We start from the raw sequence: 19,054 nt of genomic DNA on the forward strand, positions 1-19,054 counted from the left end.
GACTACATGATCCCGGCCGCGTTCGTCCAGCTGGAGTCGCTCCCGCTGACGCCGAACGGGAAGCTGGACCGCAAGGCGATGCCGGAGCCCGACTTCGAGGCCGCCGCGGCCTACCGGGCTCCGGAGACGCCGCTGCAGGAAGCGCTGTGCGCGATCTTCGGCTCGGTGCTCGAGGTACCCCAGGTCGGCATCGACGACAGCTTCTTCGACCTCGGCGGCCAGTCGCTGCAGGCGATGCGGCTGCTCAACCGGATGAAGACCGACCTCGACGTCGACCTGCTGATCAACGTGCTGTTCGACAAACCGACCGTGGCCGAGCTGGCCGAGCACATCGACGGCGCCGCTGCCGCGGCGGCCTGACGCGGAGGAGGGGAACGGATGGCGAACCCATTCGAGGACCAGGACGCCGACTACACCGTCCTGCGCAACGGCGAGGACCAGCACTCGCTGTGGCCGGCCTTCGCGCCCGTCCCGGCCGGGTGGACGGCCGTGCACGGGCCGGGGCGCCGCGCGGAGTGCCTGGCCTACATCGGGGAGCACTGGGTGGACCTGCGCCCGCGGGGCGTCGCCGAGTTCATCGCGGCGCACGCCGGCCCGAGCTGACGACGTTCCCGGTAATCCTGTTCGCATTGGAGGGTGTTGTGTCGAACGCTGCCGACCCGGCCGACTCGACAACGATCGACGTCTGGCTCACCGACCATCCCATCCCGGACTTCAACGCCCCGGTCAAGGCGGCCGCCGAGACGTTCGGCCGGGCGCACCCGGGACACCGGATCCGGATCCGCGAGATCGGCTACGCCGACCTGCCGCGAGCGGTCGCCGAGGCGGTGGCGCAGGGGAACCCGCCGGACATCGCCGAGTACTACTTTTCGGCGACCCAGGTGGCGCTCGACACGCGCGGGGCCGGCGGCGGTCCGCTGTTCGTGCCGATCCAGCGCCTGCTCGGGGACCGCACCAAGATCCTCGGGGAGCCGGTGGTCGTCGACGACATCCTGCCGGCCGTGCGGGACTACTACAGCAGGGGCGGCGAGCTGGTCTCCATGCCGACGATGGCGTCGACCGCCATCCTGTTCGCCAACCAGGACATCCTGAGGCGGGCCGGGGTCGACCGGCTGCCGGCGACGTGGCGGGAGCTCACGGCCGCGTGCGCCGCGGTCGCCGGCCTGCCCGGCGGACCGGCGCACGGCATCGCCTGGCCCAACCACGGCTGGCTCATCCAGATGGAGCTCGCCGCGCAGGGCCGGTTGCTGAGCAACGGGGACAACGGGCGGAGCGGCCGGTCCACCCGCGTCACCCTCGACTCGCCCGAGATGCTCGCCTACGCGCGGTGGTGGCAGGACCTGCACGAGCGCGGCCACTACCGGTACACCGGCGAGCCGGGTGACTACTTCGGGGCCATGGAGGCGTTCACGAACCAGGAGACCGCGTTCGTGATCACGTCGTCGGCGACCTCCCAGTACCTGACGCACCTGGCCGCCGAAGCCGGGTTCGAGCTCGCGATGGGCGGGGTACCGCACAACGAGGCGGCTCCGTACGCCGGCCGGAGCCTCGGCGGCCAGTCGATGTTCGTGGCGGCGGGCCTGCCGAAGGAGAAGGAAGACGCGGCGCTCGCCTTCACCCAGCACCTGCTCAACCCGGACCACGCCCTCCGGCGCCTGCAAGCCGGCTCGCTCCCGGTGATGCAGCCGGCGTACGAGCAGGTCGTCGCGGACGGCTGGGCGGATCGGGAGCCCGGCTTCCGCGTCGCGGCGGAGCAGGTCCTCTCGTCGGACCGGACGCCGGCGGCGACCGGCGCGCTGCTCGGCGACCTCAGCGGGATCAACGACGAGCTGACCTCGGCGATGCACGACGTCCTGGTCTCGGGTGCGGAGCCGGCCGCCCGGTTCCGGGTGGCGACCGAGCAGGCGCAGGCACGGCTCGACCGGTACAACGAGGCCTGCCTCGCCTACCCGCCGGTGACGCCGGAGGCGCTCCAGGCCGGCTGATCTCCCGGTAAGCAAAAGGATCCCGCCCGGCGATCGCCGGGCGGGATCCTTTTTCTTCGTGTCACTCCGTGGCGAGCACGGTCTCGAGTGGCGCGTCGACGTCGGCGACCGCGATGCGCAGCAGCCGGGTGTAGTCGGTGGCCAGGCTCTCCAGCGTCGCCGCGTCGAAGTCGTTGCTGTTGAAGCGGATACTGCCGATGATCTCGCCGTCGGGGTGGATGTCGAGGGCCCACAACACGCCGTCGGGGATGTCGGCGGTGTTCGCCTCGGGCAGCAGCCGGCGGCGCATCTGCGAAACCTTGAGGTCACCGACGGGGTTGCCGTCGGCGCCGACCGGGAACTGGAAGATCTCGAACGCCTGCACCGCGCAGCTCGGGTCGGCGAACGGGGCGATGACCGACGGCGCCACGCCGACGATCTCGCCGAACGGGATCTCGTGGGAGTACATCCCGAGGCAGGTGTTGCGCGTGCTCGTGAGCAGCTCGCGGAACGTCTTGCAGGCCGAGAGATCCGTGCGCAGCGGCAGGAAGTTGAAGAACGGGCCGACCGTCTCGTTGAAGGCTGGGTTGTTGCGGCCCGACGTGATGGTCGGCAGCGTCAGGTCGGTCGCCCCGGTGATCTTGTGCGCCAGCAGGGTGAACACGGCGAAACAGACCATGAACGGCGAGCTGCGCAGCTGCTTGGCGACCAGGTGCGTCGCCGTCGTCACCTCGCGGTCGATCAGGAACCGGTGCACCGAGTACACGCCGGTGGCGTCGGTGCGCGTCCGGTCGGTCGGGAGCGCCGAGAACGAGGCGTCGCCGATGTTGTTCGCCCAGTACTCGCGCGCCGAGGCGACGGCGTCACTGGCCAGGTACTCCTCCTGCCACGTCGCGTACTCGCCGTACTGCGCCAGCTCCGGCAGCTCCGGCTCGCCGAAGCCGCGGCGCGCCGCGTAGAACTGCAGCAGGTCGCGGATGATGATCTGCATCGACCAGCCGTCGCTCACCGTGTGGTGGGTGTTCACGACCAGCACGGAGTCCTGGTCGTCGAACCGGCCGAGCGCGGCCCGGATCAGGGGCTGCTCGTCGGCCGGGCACCGGCCGGCCTCGATCCGGTTGAGGAACTCGTGCGCGACGGTGTCGCGGGCGGCGCCCGGGCCGGGGTCGGTCAGCTCGTGTTCTTCGAGCACCGGCGTCTCGGGCGGGTGCACCAGCTGGTACGGCGGTTCGGCGTCCCGGCCGATCGTCGTGCGCAGCACCTCGTGCCGGACGACGACGTCGTGCAGCGCCCCGCGCAGGGCCTCGGTGTCGACGGTGCCCTCGATCCGCCAGCCGCCGCCGACGATGTGCCGTGGACCGAACACGCCCTGGTCCGGCCCCTTGTCGAACATCAGGAGGAACTGCTGGTTGGTGCTCAAAGGGGCGCCGGGGGGCGCCGTTTCCGAACCGCTCATTCTGGTCATTCCTTCCGGGCTCGCCCGTTGCCGGCGACGTGGGTGTCGAAGAGGTGCTCAGCTGAGGAGATCGCGGCCCATCGCGCCGAGCTGCCCGAACGAAGCGAGGTCGGGCACCTGCCAGCCGTCCAGGTCGTATTCGGCGAGGCAGCGGTCGACGAGTTCCTTGTGGCTGTCGAGCTGCCCGTCGCCCATCTGCCCGAACAGCAGCTCCAGCCGGGTGTTCTCGTGGTTGCCGCCGTAGTTGCGCTCGTAGAGGTCGTGCCGGCCGCCGAACTCGGTGCCGACCGCGTCCCACAGGAGCTTCATGACCTTCACCCGCTCGACGGAGTCGACGCCGTGCGAGCCGCGCAGGTACTTGTCGAGGTACGGCCGGACGTCCGGGTTCTGGAAGTCCTTCGCGCTGGAGTTCAGGTAGATCAGCCCGCTCGCGACGTCCTGCATGACGATCTCGCGCATCCGCGCGTAGCCGAGCTGGGAGAACCAGCGGTAGGCCATGCCGTAGTTCGGGTTGGGCAGCACCGAGCCGTTGCGCCAGGGCACCGGGTTGCGCGCCGCCGCGTCGGACAGGCCCCAGAACAGGTTGCGCCAGGCGAGCACCTCGCCCAGCCGGGACTGCACACCACGGAAGTCACTGACCCCGGTGATCTCGAGCGCTTTGGCCAGCAGGCCGGCGAGGAACTCGAACTTCACCGCGAGCCGGGTGCAGCCGTGGAAGGTGAACCGCTCGACGAACCCGGAGTGCCCGGTGAACATGCCGACCTTCACGACGTCGCCGTAGATGAAGACGTTCTCCCACGGGATGAGCACCTTGTCGAGCACGAGGATCGTGTCGTTCTCGTCGAGGCGGGAGGAGAGCGGGTAGTCGAACGGGCTGCCGGTCAGCGCGGACGCGGCCGTGTAGGACTGGCGGCAGATCAGCTTCATCCCGCGCGCGTCCATCGGCACGGTGGCGACGAGGGCGAACTTGCGGTCCTTGATCGGCAGCCCGTAGTGGGCGATGAAGTTGTAGTGCGTCAGCGCGGACCCGGTCGCCACGACCTTGGCGCCGGACACGATCAGCCCGTTGTCGGTCTCGCGCTCGACGTGGACGAACACGTCGGAGACCTCGTCCGGCGGCCGGTCGCGGTCCACCGGTGGGTGCACGATCGCGTGGTTCCAGTACAGGACCTTCTCCTGCGACTCCTTGTACCAGCGCCGCGCGTTGGCCGCGAACGGGCTGTAGAAGTCGGCGTTCGCGCCGAGCGTGCCGAGGAACGACGCCTTGTAGTCCGGGCTGCGTCCCATCCAGCCGTAGCTCATCCGCGCCCACGCGGCGATCGCCTGCTGGTCGGCGACGAGGTCCTCCGCGCTGTGCGGGGTGGTGTAGAAGCGGTGGGTGTACCCGCCGGGCCCGCCGGCGTCGGTCGCCGTGGTGAGCACGTCGCGCTGCTCGGGGTCGTGCAGCGCGTCGTAGAGCCGCGCGGTCATCCGCACCGGGTTGCGGAACGCCGGGTGCTCGGTGACGTCCTTGACGCGCTCGCCGTAGAGGTAGATTTCCCGGTCGTCGCGCAGGCTTTCGATGTACTCGGCGCCGGTCAGCGGCCGCGTGGTTTCGCCCGTCGGCTCGCTCATGGGTGCGCCACGCCGAAGACCTGGGCGGCCAGCTCGCGGCCGGCGAGCTTGGCCAGGAAGACGCTCACGCCGCCGTGACTGTGCAAAGTGGACATGTCGCGCCAGATCCGCTCGATGCGCTCGCCCGTCCGCACCGCGCTCGACCCGGCGGTCGGGAACAGGTGGTCGGCCACGGCGCTCCAGGCCAGCCGGAGGGCCTCGCTGCTGATCAACGACAGCCTCAGGTCGACCTCACGGGTGAAGGCCGCCGAGCCGCGGTCGGCCGTCTCGTGCCACTGCCGCACCGCGTCCGTCAAAGCGGCGCGCGCGGTGGCGATGCGCCCGGCGGCTTCGCCGTAGTGGAGCTGGAAGTCCGGGTCCGCGGCGCGCGGGACGATCGGCGGGTAGATCGTCGTGCGGTCCAGCAGCAGCTGGCCGTAGGCCTCGAGCGCACCGGTGGCCATACCGACCGCCAGCGCGCCGACCTGGAACTGGATCATGCTGAGCACGCCGCCGCCGTAGAGCGTGGTGCCGTGCAGCTCGAACCCGGGCGTGCCCTCGACGACGGACGTCACGCCCATGTGCGTGCCAGGCAAAGCGAAGTGGGCGGGGATGTGCGCCTTGTCGATCTTGACGCTGTGCGAGCCGCTGCCCTTCAGACCGAGTTGCCCACCCCAGTCGTCGAGCCGTTCCCACTGCGCACGCGGCACGACGAACAGCATCGGCGCGGGCGGTTCGCCTTCCGCGCCGGCCACGAGGGTGTGGCCGATGAAGTGGGTGGCGTACGGCGAGCCGGAGCTGTACCGGTGGACGCCGTCGACGATCCAGCCGCCGTCCTCGGCCCGCTCGGCGAACCCGACCGGCCCGACCGTGGCCGGGCAGATGAAGTCACCCCCGGCGAACAGCTCGTCCTGCGCGGCCTCGCCGAACAACGTGGCGGCCGTGTGGGCGTGTGAGGCGCCGAAGGTGTACATCCACGCGGTGGACGGACATCCGGCGGCGAGCGCGATCACGACCCGCAGGTAGGTGTCGAGGCCGAACTCGTAACCGCCGTAACGCCGCGGCACGAGCAGCCGGTAGAGGCCCGCGTTGAGGAGCTCGTTGTGCGTCTCCAGGCCGTAGTACCCGCGCTCTTCGGTTTCCTGTTGCCGGTCGACGAGGCCGGCGGCGATGCGCTCCGCGCGGGCCACGACCTCGTCCGCCGTCAGCCCGGGTTCGGGCGGGGACGGGTGGCCGTCTGCTGGCAGACTCCTGGCGGCAGTCATGTCCTGTCATCCCTTCGGCGACGTGGCTCGACCTCGAGGATCACACCGGCGCCCGAGCGCTGACATCCTTGGGAATGCGGAGTGCCGATCGCAAGGCAGGAGACGCGACGTCCGGCCGGGCGGGGCACTATCGAACCGGAATATCCGTGGACGCCGGCCCAGCCTTGCGCGACTAGGTGTTCGTTTTTCGCCCCTTCTCTTTGGAGGATATCTTGGCCACCACGATCCCGACGCGCGAAGAACTCGTGCGCAAGGCGACGGACCTGATCCCGCTGCTGCGCAAGCACGCGCCGTGGGCCGCGCAGAACCGCAGGCTGCACGACGAGGCGATCGAGGCCCTGACGGACGCCGGCGTGTTCAAGTTGCGGCGCCCCAAGCACTTCGGCGGGTACGAGGCGGACACCCGCACGCTCACCGAGGTCGGCGCGGCGCTCGGCCAGGGCTGCGGCTCCACCTCCTGGGTCGCGTCCGTGTACTGGATCCCGACCTGGATGGCGTGCCAGTTCCCGGACGAGGTGCAGGAAGAGGTCTTCGCCACCCCGGACACGCGGATCTGCGGCACGCTGAGCCCGTCCGCGATGGCCACCCCGGTCGACGGCGGCATCGTCGTGAACGGCAAGTGGGGCTTCATCAGCGGCGCGCTCCACGCGCAGTGGCAGGAGATCATCGCGATCCTGATCCCGCCGGACGGCGAGCCGTACCCGGTGATGGCCCTGGTGCCGTTGTCGGACCTGCTCGTCGTCGACGACTGGGACACCACGGGCCTGCGCGGCACCGGCAGCGTCAGCACCGTGGCGAAGGAGCTGTTCATCCCGCAGGAGCGCGTGCTGCCCCTGCCGGTGGTGCTGTCGGGCCAGACCGCGTCCAAGCGCAACGCGAACTCCACGATCTACCGCGCGCCGCTGTTGCCGGTCGCCGCCGCGTCGTCGACGGGCACGATCGTGGGCATGGCCAAGGGCGCCAAGGACGTCTTCCTGGACCGCCTCCCCGGCCGCAAGATCACCTACACGAACTACGAAAGCCAGCGCGAAGCGCCGATCACCCACTTCCAGGTGGCCGAGGCGGCGATGAAGATCGACGAAGCCGAGTTCCACGCCTGGCGCGCGTCGAACCTGGTGGACCGCAAGTGCGAAGAGGGCACCGAGTGGAAGCTCGAGGAGCGCGCCCAGACCCGCGCCGACGTCGGCGCCGTCATCCGGCTCGCCAAGGACGCGATCGACATCCTCGCGTCCGCCAGCGGCGGCACCTCGATCTACAACGGGATCCCGATCCAGCGCATCAACCGGGACATCCAGGCGGTCAACCAGCACGCGCTGATGCACCCGAACACGAACTTCGAGCTCTACGGCCGGGTCCTGTGCGGTCTTGAGCCCAACACGCTCTACATCTAGTCCCGGAACACCCCGCGCTACGACCAGAACGCCGCCCGAGGCGGCCTGACCCGTGAGCGGAGACGAGGGGCCGTTGTCCGTGCCACGGGCAGCGGCCCCTTTCCCGTACCTGGAGGATCGATGTTGGTCAGTGTCACCGGTGGCACCGGGTTCGTCGGCGCGCACTCGGTCGCCGCGGTGCTCCGGGCGGGCCACCGCGTCCGGCTGCTCGTCCGCGACGAGTCCACTGTGGAGCGTGCGCTCACGCCGCTGGGTGTCGACACCGGCGCGGTGGACGTCGTCACGGGGAACGTGCTCGACCGGTTCAGTGTGGATCGCCTGGTGCGCGGCGCCGACGCGATCCTGCACGCGGCTTCGGTCTACTCCTTCGACAGCCGCGCGCACCGCGAGATGGCCCGCACGAACGTCGCCGGCACCGCCCGGGTGCTGGACGCCGCGCGCCGGACCGGCACCGGCCGGGTCGTGTACGTCTCCAGCTTCGGCGCGTTGCTGCCCGCCCCGGGCCGGGTGCTCGGCCCGGGCTCGCCGGTCGGCCGCCCCCGCGAGACGTACCTCGCCGCGAAGGCCGAAGCCGAGACCCTCGCCCGCTCGCACCAGGCCGCCGGGATGCCGGTGACGATCACCTACCCGCCCGCCCTCCTCGGCCCGCACGACCCGAAGCTGGGCGACCAGGTCACGCGCCTGCGCAACACGTTGCGCGGCCTGATGCCGGTGTGGCCCTCGGGTGGCCTCCCGATCGGCGACGTCCGCGACACCGCGGCCCTGCACGCGGCCCTGATCGGCGGCGCGGGCCCGGCGGGCAACCGCCATTTCGGCCCCGGTCATCACCTGAGCACCCGCGAGTTCGTGGCGACACTGCGCGAGGTCACCGGCCGCGCCCTGCCGGCGGTCTTCCTGCCCGCGCGGGCGATGCTGCCGCTCGGCGCGGTCATGGGCCTCGTGCAGCGGGCCTGGCCGTGGCACATCCCGGCCGAGTACGGCGCGATCTACACGTGCGCGTGCGCGGCGGAGGTGGACGAAAAGGCGAGCGGCCGCCCGAGCCGCCCGGTGCCGGAGACGTTCGCCGACACGGTTCGCTGGTTGCACGACAAGGGACTCCTCTCGGATCGCGCGGTGGGGACCGCGACGGACGCCGGCCTGCGCGCGGCCTGACCGCACGGTCCATCGTGGAGCGTCGGGTTCACCCGGCGGTGTTCGTCCACTGAGGAACTCCGGTCACGCCGCCTCCCGCTCTTCCGCCTCCGGCGGCCCGGCGGCCCCGGCCGGCGCGCCGCCGGGGCACCTCCGCGACTGCGCGGCGAGGTGGTGCAGCTTCAGCAGGTGCCGCTGCACCAGCCCGGCCGCGCGAGCCTCGGCCAGGGCGGCGCGGACCGCGCCGTTGCTCCGGCGGCGCCGGTGCCGTGGTGCGGGTTCGTGGTGTTCCATCGTGATGTCCTTCACGGTGCATCGCCGGATCGGGTCGGCGTGTCGGCGGGCGGGCGCCCTCGGGATGTCGCTCGACGTGACCGAGCGATCGCAGGCGCGACAAGATAACGAGCTTGTCTCAAGGGGAACTCGGAATCACCGGTTGGGCCGGTCGGCCGCAGACCCCAGCCGCCGTCCGGGCTCTTCTCGGGTTTGCGGTAACGGGCACCCGGAGTCCACATTGGGCGCGCGGGGACGGCTGCGAGCAGCTGGCCAGGGTGGCGCCGTGCGCAGCCCGCGCACGGCGTCTTCCCTGGTGGCGCCCCCGGCAGGACTCGAACCTGCGACCTAGAGATTAGAAGGCTCTTGCTCTATCCAGCTGAGCTACGAGGGCCCGCGCCGACGGCTGCTGCCGGTCGATGCCGGTCGCCCGGCACCGGCAGCTTAGTCGTCGCCACCCTCTCGATCGTTCGACACCGGCGAATCGTTTCAGGTCTCGTTCGACGGAATTCCGAAGCCAGGTCACGAAGCCGTTGCGCCCAGGTGCGGCGCGGGTGGGTGAACCCGCGCGGGTGAGGTGGTGCAGACCTTTCGGTGCTGTGGGTGGTCACTCGGGCGCTGTCAGTGGCACCGTGACGAGGTGGGCGAGCGGCTCCGGCTGGGCATGCACGGGTCCTTTCGGTGGTGGCGGGGCGGATCGGTGCTGATCAAGGTCCGTCGACCGGGTGGTTCTGCGGCCCGGCCACGGCTGAGGTGGCGGATTCCCGCGGACGGGTCTGCCGTGTCGCGAGGCCCGTGAACGGCGTCGGGCAGGTGCCTGAGCGGCCGGACGACGGGCTTTCCGCGCCACGAGGTCCACGAGGCGTCACCGCGGATTGCGCGTGTCGTGGTGGCCCCGTGGGCGCGCCACGCCGCAGAGGCGCGCCCACGGGGTGGGGCCGCTTCGGGGGTGAGCGGCCCCGGTCGGGCCCGGCCGCCGCCGTGCGAGCCGGCTCGTTCCTGGGAGCAGGGGGCCGGCCGGGCCCGGATCAGGGGGTCACTCCCAGATCTGGATCGCGCGGACCACGAACGGGCCCTTCGGCACGAACGTGCCACCACCCGGGTAGGTGATGAAATCTCCCTCGGTCGCGCATTCCTCGCTCTGGTAGACCGTGACGTCGCGGCTCATCCGATTCGCGAACGACGATCCGTCGAATCCTTCGGGCAGCGGAATGCACTCCCCGGGATTCGAGTTTCGCAGGTCGAAGTGCTGCGTCTCGCCGCCGTAGTCATCCGCCGACCACAGGCAGAATTCGCCCTTCTGGCAGGCCGGAGCCGCCTGCGCGGGTGCGGCTTGGGCGGCTCCGGCGCTGGTCAGCAGGCCGAAAACGGCCAGGACGAGCAGGTGCGGCAGGCGGGCACGGATACGGCGTGCGGACATGGTGGTTTCCCCTCCGGAAGTCGCGGCTTTCGCGGGCCGCGGTGAATGTGTGATTCCAGATTGGCGGGTGGCGGGGGAGTTGTCAGCCCGCAATTTCGATTCTGTGGACAACTGCCGGGGCGGGGAATGGTTGTCCACAGATCCGCGAACGGCCTTGTCCGCGGGGCGTGCTGGTGCTAGGCGCGAGCCGTGCTGGCGCGCACCACCAGTTCCACGGGCACCTCGTCCCGGGAGTCCGGGAGCGCACCCACCAGTAGTTGCAGCACCAGCTCCCCGGCGATCCGGCCCTTGGCCGTGAGGTCCTGCCGCACCGTGGTCAGCGGCGGCTCCGACCAGCCGGCGACGGACGTGTCGTCGAAGCCCACCACCGACAGCTCCTCCGGCACGCGGATCCCCCGCTGCCGCGCCACGGCGATCGCGGCCAGCGCGAGCTGGTCGGACCTGCACAGCAGCGCCGTCGGGCGCGGGGTCCGCCCGAGCAGCGCGAACGCGCCGGCCATGGCGCTCCCGGCGCTCAACCCGGCCGCTTCCTCGATGACCACATCAGCCGCGCCGGCCAGTGCAGCCAGGCGGATCCCGCCGGACGCCGCGCCGCCGGCTACGCCCGCCGTGGTCAAGTCAGCCGCGTGGCCGCGCACCACGCCCGCCGTGCTCGAACCAGCCGCGTCGCCACGCCCGCCGCCCAAGTCAGCCGCATCGCCGCCCGCCGCGCCGCCCTCGGCGCTCAACCCGGCCACACCGGCGGCCGGCGCGAGCACCTCCAGGTACCCCGCCAACCGCTCCCGCGTGTCGCGAAAACCCGCGGCCGCGCCCTGAGCAGCCGTCAGAGGATCTTCACCAGGCGTGACGCGGCTGGCCGCGGCGAAGATGCCGAACCGACGGTGCCCCCGCTCGAGCAGGTGCCGCGCGCCCAGGCGGTCCTGGCAGCCGATCCGGGCCGTGTTCAGCAGCAGTGGCTGGTCGATCACCACCAGCGGCAGCCCGCGTTCGCGCACCGCGTCCAGCGCCGGGGTGCCGTCGGCCGGCGAATACGCCACCGCGATGTCGGCCTGCGCGGCCAGCACGCGCTCGGCGGGCGGCCCGCTGCGGGGATCACCGCCGGGCAGGAGCAGCAGGGCGTGGCCGCCCGGGTCGACGGCACGCGCCAGAGCGTCCAGCGTCACCGACAGCGCGGGGTCCGAGAACGCCGTCGACAGGGACGTGTCCAGCAGCACCGCGATCGCCCCGGTCCGGCTGGTCGCGAGGCTCCGCGCGGTCGGGTTTGGCCCCGCGTAGCCCAGCTCCTTCGCCGCCCGCAGCACCTGCTCCCGCAACGGAGCCGACAGCCGGCCGGGCCGGTTGTCGGCGTTCGGCACCGTGGCCCGGGAGACCCCGGCGGCCTCGGCGACGTCGTCCCAGGGGCGGACGCCCCGGGTGCTGGTCATCAGCGCTGTCCAGCCGGAATCCGGTGGACTCTCCGAAGCGCTTCGGTCACGCTGAGACAGGGAAGGGGGACCGATGCGGGAACGGGTCGCGGTGTTCACCGTGTTCGCGCTCAACGGGCTGACCCTGGGTTCCTGGGCGTCGCGCACGCCCGCGCTGTCCGCCCACGTGCACGCCTCACCAGGGGGCTTCGGCCTCGCGCTGCTCGGCGCCAGCGTCGGCATGCTCGCCGCCGCGTCGGTCGCCGGCCGGCTCATCGAACGGGCCGGCGCCCGGGCGGTCGTCGCCGGGAGCACCACGCTCGCCGCCGGCTCCCTGGTGCTGATCGGCTTCGCGCCGAACGTGCCGCTGCTGGCCGGCGCGCTGCTCGTGATCGGCGCCGGTGTCGGGCTGCTCGACGTCGCGATGAACGTCGCCGCCGTGGCCGTCGAACGCCGGGCCGGCCAGGCGATCATGCCGGTGTTCCACGCCGGGTTCAGCTTCGGCGCGCTCGCCGGTTCGCTGGCCGCGGGCCTCGCCGCCGGCCACGGCTGGTCCCCGGCGCGTCACCTGACCGTGGCCGCGATCGTCGCCGTCCTCGTGCTGCTGGTCGTGGTCCGCGCGGTTCCCGGCAGCCGTCCCGGGCACGTGGTGGAAGCGGCACCGGCCCGGGCGCCGATCCGCCGCCCGGTGCTGTGGCTGCTCGCCGCGGTCGCGCTGTGCTCGGCCATCGCCGAAGGCGCGTCTTCCGACTGGTCCGCGTTGCTCATGACGGCCGAACGCGGCGTCGGCCAGGGTGCCGCCGCGCTGGCGTTCGCCGGGTTCCAGCTGGTCATGGCCCTGTCCCGGCTCGCGGGGACGTGGGCGCAACGCCGGTTCGGCCCGACGCGCTGCCTCGTCGCGGGGTCTTCGCTCGCCGCGGTCGGCCTGCTCGCCACGGCGCTCGTCCCGGTCGCCGCCGTCGGTTACCTCGGGTTCGCGCTCGCCGGGGCCGGCCTCGCCGCGTCGTTCCCGCTCGCCCTGAGTCTCGCCGGGGACGCCGGGAGGCGCGGCGACGGCACCGGCGGCGAGCGCGAGATCGGCTTCGTCACGGCCATCGCCTACACCGGGTTCCTCGGCGGCCCGCCGGTCATCGGCGGCATCGCGCAGGTCACGGACTACAGCGTGGCCTTCGTGTTCGTCGCGCTCGTCGCCGCGCTGATCCTGCCCGCCGCGCTGGCCGCCCGACGGTCGCGACGGCGGGAGGAAGCGGCCGCGATGGTCGGCCGGTAGCCGTCCCCGGCACGAAATCCGTACCGCCGACCGGGTTTCCGCCACGGTCCGGGCGTTGACAGGCTCGTCAAGGGAGGGGCAAGCTGAACCCCGTCGTTAAACTGAGATGAATACGGCGACGTTTTCATTTCAGGTCGGCTGATCGAGGTAGGGGCCTCGGTCGCGGGGAGGACGTCGTGAGGGTTGTACTGCTCGGCGGCGCGGGGGCGCTCGCCGGCGGAAGCGGGCGGTTCGCGCCCGGCCTTTCGCTGGTCCAGGGCGCCGTGCCGCGGCTCGTGCTGGTCCCGGTCGTGTTCCGCCTGGCGCTGTTCCTGCAGGCGCTGTGGGCCGCGGACACGGTCGCCACGCCGGTGCTGTGGTTCGGCCTGGTGGTCTACGTGCTGCCGAACCTCCTCGAACTCGCCTGGGTCTTCCGCCGCACCACCGGCATCCGGCGGGTGCTGGCCGCCGACACCACGTACACGCTCGTCACGAGCCTGGCCGCGGCGCTGTTCGCGGCGCACCCGGCCTTCGCCGACCTGCTGGCGCTGACCTGGCCGACCATCATGGGCACGGTCATGATCTGGACGCTCCTGCGCGGCGCGCTCGCCGGCGGGGCGGCGGTCGCCGGGGCGGTGCTCCTGCGGTACATGATGGCCGCGCTGTCGGGCACGTCGGCGCCCGCGACCTGGATCCTGCTCGCTCTGGTCGCCGCCGCGGGGACGTCGCTGGCCATCGTGGTGCTGGTCGCCGGGTCGATGCGGTTCGCGCTCGGGCTGGGCGAGCAGCGCGGCCGGGCCGCCGAACGCGAGCGGCACCGCCGCGACGTCCACGACACCGTGCTGCAGGTGATGGAGGCGCTCGCCCTGCCTTCGCCCGGCGACCTGCGCGACCCGGGCGCCAGCCTCGACCAGGTCCGCCGCACCGCCCGCGCGCACGCCCTGCGCCTGCGGCTGAGCCTCGAAGGTGACGCGCCGGCCGAGCCGGGCGGCCTGGAACACCGGCTCGGCGCGCTGGCGGTCGAGATGACGGCGGAGGGCCTCCGCGTCGACCTCGTGGTGCTCGCGAAGGTCACCGATGTCCCCGAAGGCGTCGTCAACGCCCTTCACGACGCCGCCCGCGAAGCCCTGCGAAACACGTTGAAGCACGCGAAGACGCCTCGCGCGGTGTTATGCCTCGAAGAGACCGAAGGCGTCGTCACGGTGTCGGTGCGCGACCACGGGACGGGCTTCGACCTCGGCGCCCGCCGCGCCGGGTTCGGCATCGAGAACTCGATCCACGCCCGGCTGGCCGACATCGGCGGCGCCGCCCGGATCGACTCGGCGCCCGGCCAGGGCACCCGTGTGGTGCTGAGCGCCCCGCTAGAGCTGCGTTTCCCCGTCGGGTGAGTCCCGCCACTGGTGGAACGGGCGGTCCAGCGTCCACTTCCCGTCGTGCTCCTCCAGGACGCGGTATTCGCAGGTCCCCGGATTGGACAGCGATTCGAAGAGTTCGACGCTCCACCCGAACAACCGGCGGCACAGCAGCCGCAGCGTGAGGCCGTGCGAGACGATCAGCACCGTCTCCGGGTGATGTTCGTCGCGCCGTTTCAGGTCCGAGAGGAAGCCCGCGACGCGGTCGTCGACGTCGGCGCCGGACTCGCCGAAGGGCAGCCGGTAGAAGAAGTGCCCGAACTCGTTGCGCCGCGCCTTCTGGATCTCCTGGTCGGCCGGGTCCTGGAGGTTGCCCCAGTCCTGCTCGCGCAGCCGCGGCTCCTGCAGCAGCCGTGCGCACGAGGCCCGGATGTCCAGCAGCCGCAACGTCTCCCGCGTGCGCAGGTACGGGCTGACGTACACGGCGGGACGCGCGCCGTCGAGCAGCCGGACGATCTCCGGTGCCACCGCGACGGCCTGCTTCCGGCCCGCGTCGGTCAGCGGCAGGGCGTGGTCGGGGATCCGCGTGTAGGCGAGCTCGTCGACGTTGCCGAGGGACTCGGCGTGCCGCAGCAGGATCATCTTCACGCACTCCATCCTGCCCGTCACGCGGGTGTTACCGCGGCTGGGCATACCCTCTGGGACGTGTCCAGCGAGCCCGTGACGAAATCCGGCGCGCCCGCGCGGCGCCGGGCCAGTGTGCTGCCCCTGCTCGCCGTCGGCGTGCTGCTGGCGGCGGTCGTCGCCGTCGGGCTGATCGCGCTGACCGGCGGCGCCGGCTACGTCATCGCGGGCCTGCCCGACCCCGGCCTGGTCACGAAGTACGGCATCACGGTCGTGCGCGTGCTGTCCGAGGCCGCCTCCGTGATCTGCGTCGGCTCGCTGCTGCTGGCGGCGTTCCTGGTGCCGCCGCAGAAGTCCGGCACGCTCGGCCCCGAGGGGTACGGCGCGCTGCGCGCCGCCGGGATCGCCGCCTGGGTGTGGTTCGCCGCGGCGCTGCTCTCGGTCGCCTTCACCGCCGCGGACACCGCGGGCAAGCCGTTCGGCGACGTCCTGGACCCGCAGACGCTGCTCGACCTCGTGGGCGCCATCGAGCAGCCCAAGGCGTGGCTGTGGACGGCGCTGATCGCCGTGCTGGTCGCGCTCGGCTGCCGGCTCGCGCTGTCCTGGGGCTGGACGGCGGTGCTGTTCTTCCTGGCCGTCGGCGGGCTGGTCCCGGTCGCCGTCACGGGGCACTCGGCCAGCGGCGGCTCGCACGACGTCGCCACCAACAGCCTGCTGTTCCACCTCGTCGCCGCGTCGCTGTGGGTCGGCGGGCTGATCGCCCTGCTGGCGCTGGGGTACCGGCGCGGGGCGCATCTGAGCCTGGCCGCGCGGCGGTTCTCGCGGCTGGCGCTGGTCTGCTGGATCGTGATGGCGATCTCCGGCGTGGTCAACGCGCTGGTCCGGATCAGCCTCGACGACCTGTTCACCACCGACTACGGCCTCCTGGTCGTCGCCAAGACGGTCGCGCTGCTGCTGCTCGGCGTCTTCGGTCACCAGCAGCGCCGCAAGGGCGTCGCGGACCTCGTCGACGGCAAGGGCGGCGGGCAGCTGATGCGCCTGGCCGCCGTCGAGATCCTGATCATGTTCGTCACGATCGGCATCGCCAGCGGGCTGGCCAGGACACCGCCACCGGCGGACGCGATCACCCAGCCGTCCACGACCGAGCTGCTGATCGGCTACAACCTCGACGGCGAGCCGACGTTGTGGCGGCTGCTCTTCGACACCCGCTTCGACCTGGTCTACGGCACGCTCGCGCTGGTGGTCGGCGGGCTGTACCTGGCCGGCGTCCGCCGGCTGCTGCGCCGCGGCGACACCTGGCCGGTCGGTCGCACCGTGGCCTGGATCGCCGGCTGCGTCGTGCTGCTGATCGCGACGTCCTCGGGCATCGGCCGGTACTCGCCGGCCATGTTCAGCGTCCACATGGGCAGTCACATGCTGCTGTCGATGGTGACGCCGGTGCTGCTCGTGCTCGGCGGCCCGGTCACGCTCGCGCTGCGCGCGCTGCCCGCCGCGGGCAAGGACGACCCGCCGGGGCCGCGCGAGTGGATCCTCGCGTTCGTGCACTCACCGGTGTCGCGGTTCCTGACCCACCCGGTGGTCGCGCTGGCGCTGTTCGTCGGCTCGTTCTACGCGCTGTACTTCTCCGGGCTGTTCGACAACGCGTTGAACTACCACTGGGCGCACCTGGTGATGAACGCGCACTTCCTGCTCGCCGGCTACGTCTTCTACTGGCCGGTGATCGGCGTCGACCCGGCGCCGCGGCGGATCCCGTACCTCGCCCGGCTCGGGATGATGTTCGCCGCCATGCCGTTCCACGCGTTCTTCGGCGTGATCCTGATGAGCAGGCAGACCGTGATCGGGCAGGCGTTCTACCGCCAGCTGCACCTGCCGTGGGTCACCGACCTGCTGACCGACCAGCGGCTCGGCGGCGGCATCGCGTGGGCGGCGGGCGAGATCCCGGTGCTGCTGGTGCTGATCGCGCTGCTGGTGCAGTGGGCGCGCCAGGACGAGCGGGAGGCGAAGCGGCGTGACCGGCGCGAAGACCGCACCGGCGACGAGGAGCTGAACGCCTACAACGCGATGCTGAAGAACATGGCCGACGGGAAGCGCGCCGAATAGTCTCGACTTCCGGTTGAGCTTGAGAGTGGGCCCGGCGCCCGCGCCCGGTGCCGCGCGAAGAGGCCGTTCCGGTGATCCGCGGCTGACTTTCGGTAGCCCGACGGTGACCGGCGTCAGGTCGCGATCAGGTGCGCTCTACGATCGTGCTTATGGCCGAGTTCATCTACACCATGAAGAAGGTGCGCAAGACCGTCGGGGACAAGGTCATCCTCGACGACGTCAGCACCGCGTTCTACCCCGGCGCCAAGATCGGTGTGGTGGGGCCGAACGGTGCCGGTAAGTCCACCGTTCTCAAGATCATGGCGGGGATCGAGCAGGCCAGCAACGGCGAGGCGTTCCTCCAGCCCGGTGCGAGCGTGGGCATCCTCATGCAGGAGCCGGAGCTCAACGAGGAGAAGACGGTCCGGGGGAACGTCGAGGAGGGCCTCGGCGAGATCAAGACCAAGCTGGACCGCTACAACGAGATCGCCGAGCTGATGGCGACCGACTACAGCGACGCCCTGATGGAGGAGATGGGCCAGCTCCAGGAGGAGCTGGACCACGCCGACGCCTGGGAGCTCGACTCGACCGTCGAGCAGGCGATGGACGCGCTGCGCTGCCCGCCGCCCGAGGAGGGCGTCACGCACCTGTCCGGTGGCGAGCGCCGCCGCGTCGCGCTGTGCAAGCTGCTGCTGTCCGCGCCCGACCTGCTGCTGCTCGACGAGCCCACCAACCACCTGGACGCCGAGAGTGTCCTGTGGCTGGAGCAGTTCCTCTCCCGCTACGCCGGCGCCGTCCTCGCCGTCACCCACGACCGGTACTTCCTGGACAACGTGGCCGAGTGGATCATGGAGATCGACCGCGGCCGCGTCGTCGGCTACGAGGGCAACTACTCGACGTACCTGGAGAAGAAGCGCGAGCGCCTCGAGGTCCAGGGCAAGAAGGACATGAAGCTCGCGAAGCGGCTGAAGTCCGAGCTCGAGTGGGTGCGGTCCAACGCCAAGGCGCGCCAGACGAAGTCCCGGTCGCGGCTCGACCGCTACGAGGAGATGGCGGCGGAGGCGGACAAGCACCGCAAGCTCGACTTCGAAGAGATCCAGATCCCGCCGGGCCCGCGGCTGGGCAACGTCGTGGTCGAGGTCGAGAAGCTCAAGAAGGGCTTCGACGACCGCGTCCTCATCGACGGCCTGTCGTTCGACCTGCCGCGCAACGGCATCGTCGGCGTGATCGGCCCGAACGGCGTCGGCAAGACCACGCTGTTCAAGACCATCGTCGGGCTCGAGGAGCCGGACGACGGCGTGGTCAAGATCGGCGAGACGGTCAAACTGTCCTATGTGGACCAGAACCGGGGCGGGATCGACCCGAAGAAGACCGTCTGGCAGGTCGTCTCCGACGAGCTGGACTACATCCACGTCGGCCAGACCGAAATGCCGTCGCGGGCGTACGTCTCCGCGTTCGGCTTCAAGGGCCCGGACCAGCAGAAGCCGGCGGGCGTGCTCTCCGGTGGTGAGCGCAACCGGCTCAACCTGGCGCTGACGCTCAAGCAGGGCGGGAACCTGATCCTGCTCGACGAGCCGACGAACGACCTGGACGTCGAGACCCTGGGTTCGCTGGAGAACGCGCTGGAGCAGTTCCCCGGCTGCGCCGTCGTGATCTCCCACGACCGGTGGTTCCTCGACCGGGTCGCGACGCACATCCTGGCCTGGGAAGGCACCGACGAGAACCCCTCGCAGTGGTTCTGGTTCGAGGGCAACTTCGAAGGGTACGAGAAGAACAAGGTGGAGCGGCTGGGCGCCGAGGCGGCCCGCCCGCACCGTGTCACCCACCGCAAGCTGACCCGCGACTGAGGGGGCG

General features: G+C 71.5%; 16 protein-coding genes and 1 tRNA gene. 9 read left to right on the forward strand and 8 right to left on the reverse strand.

The genetic code is table 11. From position 1 onward, the window contains the following. From ACGFMK_RS11080 to ACGFMK_RS11090, 3 genes are all read left to right on the forward strand, one after another. Window positions 1-360, forward strand: a 360-nt coding sequence (locus tag ACGFMK_RS11080) for a phosphopantetheine-binding protein (protein ID WP_392760554.1), incomplete at its 5' end; no start/stop codon positions are given. 18 nt (window positions 361-378) lie between these two features. Next, window positions 379-603: an MbtH family protein gene (locus ACGFMK_RS11085; protein WP_392760557.1), complete on the forward strand. Its 225-nt coding sequence runs from the start codon at window positions 379-381 to the stop codon at window positions 601-603. A gap of 38 nt (window positions 604-641) precedes the next feature. Further along, window positions 642-1,985: an ABC transporter substrate-binding protein gene (locus tag ACGFMK_RS11090; protein WP_392760560.1), complete on the forward strand. Its 1,344-nt coding sequence runs from the start codon at window positions 642-644 to the stop codon at window positions 1,983-1,985. A gap of 61 nt (window positions 1,986-2,046) precedes the next feature. Here the strand turns inward: ACGFMK_RS11090 and ACGFMK_RS11095 are convergent, their stop codons facing one another. From ACGFMK_RS11095 to ACGFMK_RS11105, 3 genes are read right to left on the reverse strand one after another with little or no spacing between them, the layout of a single operon-like run. Continuing rightward, a complete protein-coding gene (locus ACGFMK_RS11095; RefSeq protein ID WP_392760562.1) occupies window positions 2,047-3,420 on the reverse strand; it encodes a condensation domain-containing protein in 1,374 nt (457 codons plus the stop codon). 57 nt (window positions 3,421-3,477) lie between these two features. After that, the gene (locus tag ACGFMK_RS11100) at window positions 3,478-5,034 is read right to left on the reverse strand and encodes a 4-hydroxyphenylacetate 3-hydroxylase family protein (RefSeq protein WP_392760564.1); all 1,557 of its coding nucleotides are present in this window, start codon (window positions 5,032-5,034) and stop codon (window positions 3,478-3,480) included. Continuing rightward, entirely contained in the window at window positions 5,031-6,278 is a 1,248-nt protein-coding gene (locus tag ACGFMK_RS11105) for an acyl-CoA dehydrogenase family protein (RefSeq protein ID WP_392760566.1), read from the reverse strand. The genes ACGFMK_RS11100 and ACGFMK_RS11105 overlap by 4 nt, the downstream gene beginning before the upstream one ends. A gap of 212 nt (window positions 6,279-6,490) precedes the next feature. Between ACGFMK_RS11105 and ACGFMK_RS11110 the strand changes: the two genes are divergently transcribed. Together ACGFMK_RS11110 and ACGFMK_RS11115 are read left to right on the forward strand one after the other, a co-directional pair. Then, on the forward strand, window positions 6,491-7,669 hold the full coding sequence (locus tag ACGFMK_RS11110; RefSeq protein WP_392760568.1) for an acyl-CoA dehydrogenase: 1,179 nt from the start codon (window positions 6,491-6,493) through the stop codon (window positions 7,667-7,669). Between the two features lie 120 nt (window positions 7,670-7,789). Then, the gene (locus ACGFMK_RS11115) at window positions 7,790-8,821 is read left to right on the forward strand and encodes an NAD-dependent epimerase/dehydratase family protein (protein WP_392760571.1); all 1,032 of its coding nucleotides are present in this window, start codon (window positions 7,790-7,792) and stop codon (window positions 8,819-8,821) included. A 63-nt stretch (window positions 8,822-8,884) separates the two neighbouring features. Here the strand turns inward: ACGFMK_RS11115 and ACGFMK_RS11120 are convergent, their stop codons facing one another. The 4 genes from ACGFMK_RS11120 to ACGFMK_RS11135 all read right to left on the reverse strand — a co-directional run bounded on the left by ACGFMK_RS11120 (window position 8,885) and on the right by ACGFMK_RS11135 (window position 11,917). Further along, a complete protein-coding gene (locus tag ACGFMK_RS11120; RefSeq protein ID WP_392760574.1) occupies window positions 8,885-9,094 on the reverse strand; it encodes a hypothetical protein in 210 nt (69 codons plus the stop codon). A gap of 296 nt (window positions 9,095-9,390) precedes the next feature. Then, a tRNA-Arg gene (locus tag ACGFMK_RS11125) sits at window positions 9,391-9,467 on the reverse strand. Window positions 9,468-10,109: 642 nt separating this feature from the next. After that, window positions 10,110-10,493, reverse strand: coding sequence for a peptidase inhibitor family I36 protein (locus ACGFMK_RS11130; RefSeq protein WP_392760577.1), 384 nt, complete (start codon window positions 10,491-10,493; stop codon window positions 10,110-10,112). Between the two features lie 176 nt (window positions 10,494-10,669). Further along, a complete protein-coding gene (locus ACGFMK_RS11135) occupies window positions 10,670-11,917 on the reverse strand; it encodes a LacI family DNA-binding transcriptional regulator (RefSeq protein WP_392760579.1) in 1,248 nt (415 codons plus the stop codon). Window positions 11,918-11,990: 73 nt separating this feature from the next. On the opposite strand from ACGFMK_RS11135, the gene ACGFMK_RS11140 reads away from it, so the two are divergent. Together ACGFMK_RS11140 and ACGFMK_RS11145 are read left to right on the forward strand one after the other, a co-directional pair. Beyond that, window positions 11,991-13,166 (forward strand): MFS transporter, encoded by a 1,176-nt coding sequence (locus ACGFMK_RS11140; protein ID WP_392760582.1) that lies wholly within the window; start codon window positions 11,991-11,993, stop codon window positions 13,164-13,166. A gap of 176 nt (window positions 13,167-13,342) precedes the next feature. Next, window positions 13,343-14,533: a sensor histidine kinase gene (locus ACGFMK_RS11145; protein WP_392760585.1), complete on the forward strand. Its 1,191-nt coding sequence runs from the start codon at window positions 13,343-13,345 to the stop codon at window positions 14,531-14,533. Here ACGFMK_RS11145 and ACGFMK_RS11150 read toward each other — a convergent pair. Beyond that, a complete protein-coding gene (locus ACGFMK_RS11150) occupies window positions 14,507-15,145 on the reverse strand; it encodes a histidine phosphatase family protein (RefSeq protein ID WP_392760588.1) in 639 nt (212 codons plus the stop codon). The genes ACGFMK_RS11145 and ACGFMK_RS11150 overlap by 27 nt on opposite strands. A gap of 57 nt (window positions 15,146-15,202) precedes the next feature. Between ACGFMK_RS11150 and ACGFMK_RS11155 the strand changes: the two genes are divergently transcribed. Both ACGFMK_RS11155 and ettA read left to right on the forward strand, forming a co-directional pair. Further along, entirely contained in the window at window positions 15,203-17,221 is a 2,019-nt protein-coding gene (locus ACGFMK_RS11155; protein ID WP_392760591.1) for a cytochrome c oxidase assembly protein, read from the forward strand. 149 nt (window positions 17,222-17,370) lie between these two features. After that, entirely contained in the window at window positions 17,371-19,047 is a 1,677-nt protein-coding gene (gene ettA, locus ACGFMK_RS11160; RefSeq protein WP_392760594.1) for an energy-dependent translational throttle protein EttA, read from the forward strand. The last annotated feature ends 7 nt before the right edge of the window (window positions 19,048-19,054 follow it).

Origin of the sequence: Amycolatopsis sp. NPDC049252, from assembly GCF_043197175.1 — a bacterium.
In the GTDB taxonomy this organism is placed as follows: domain Bacteria; phylum Actinomycetota; class Actinomycetes; order Mycobacteriales; family Pseudonocardiaceae; genus Amycolatopsis.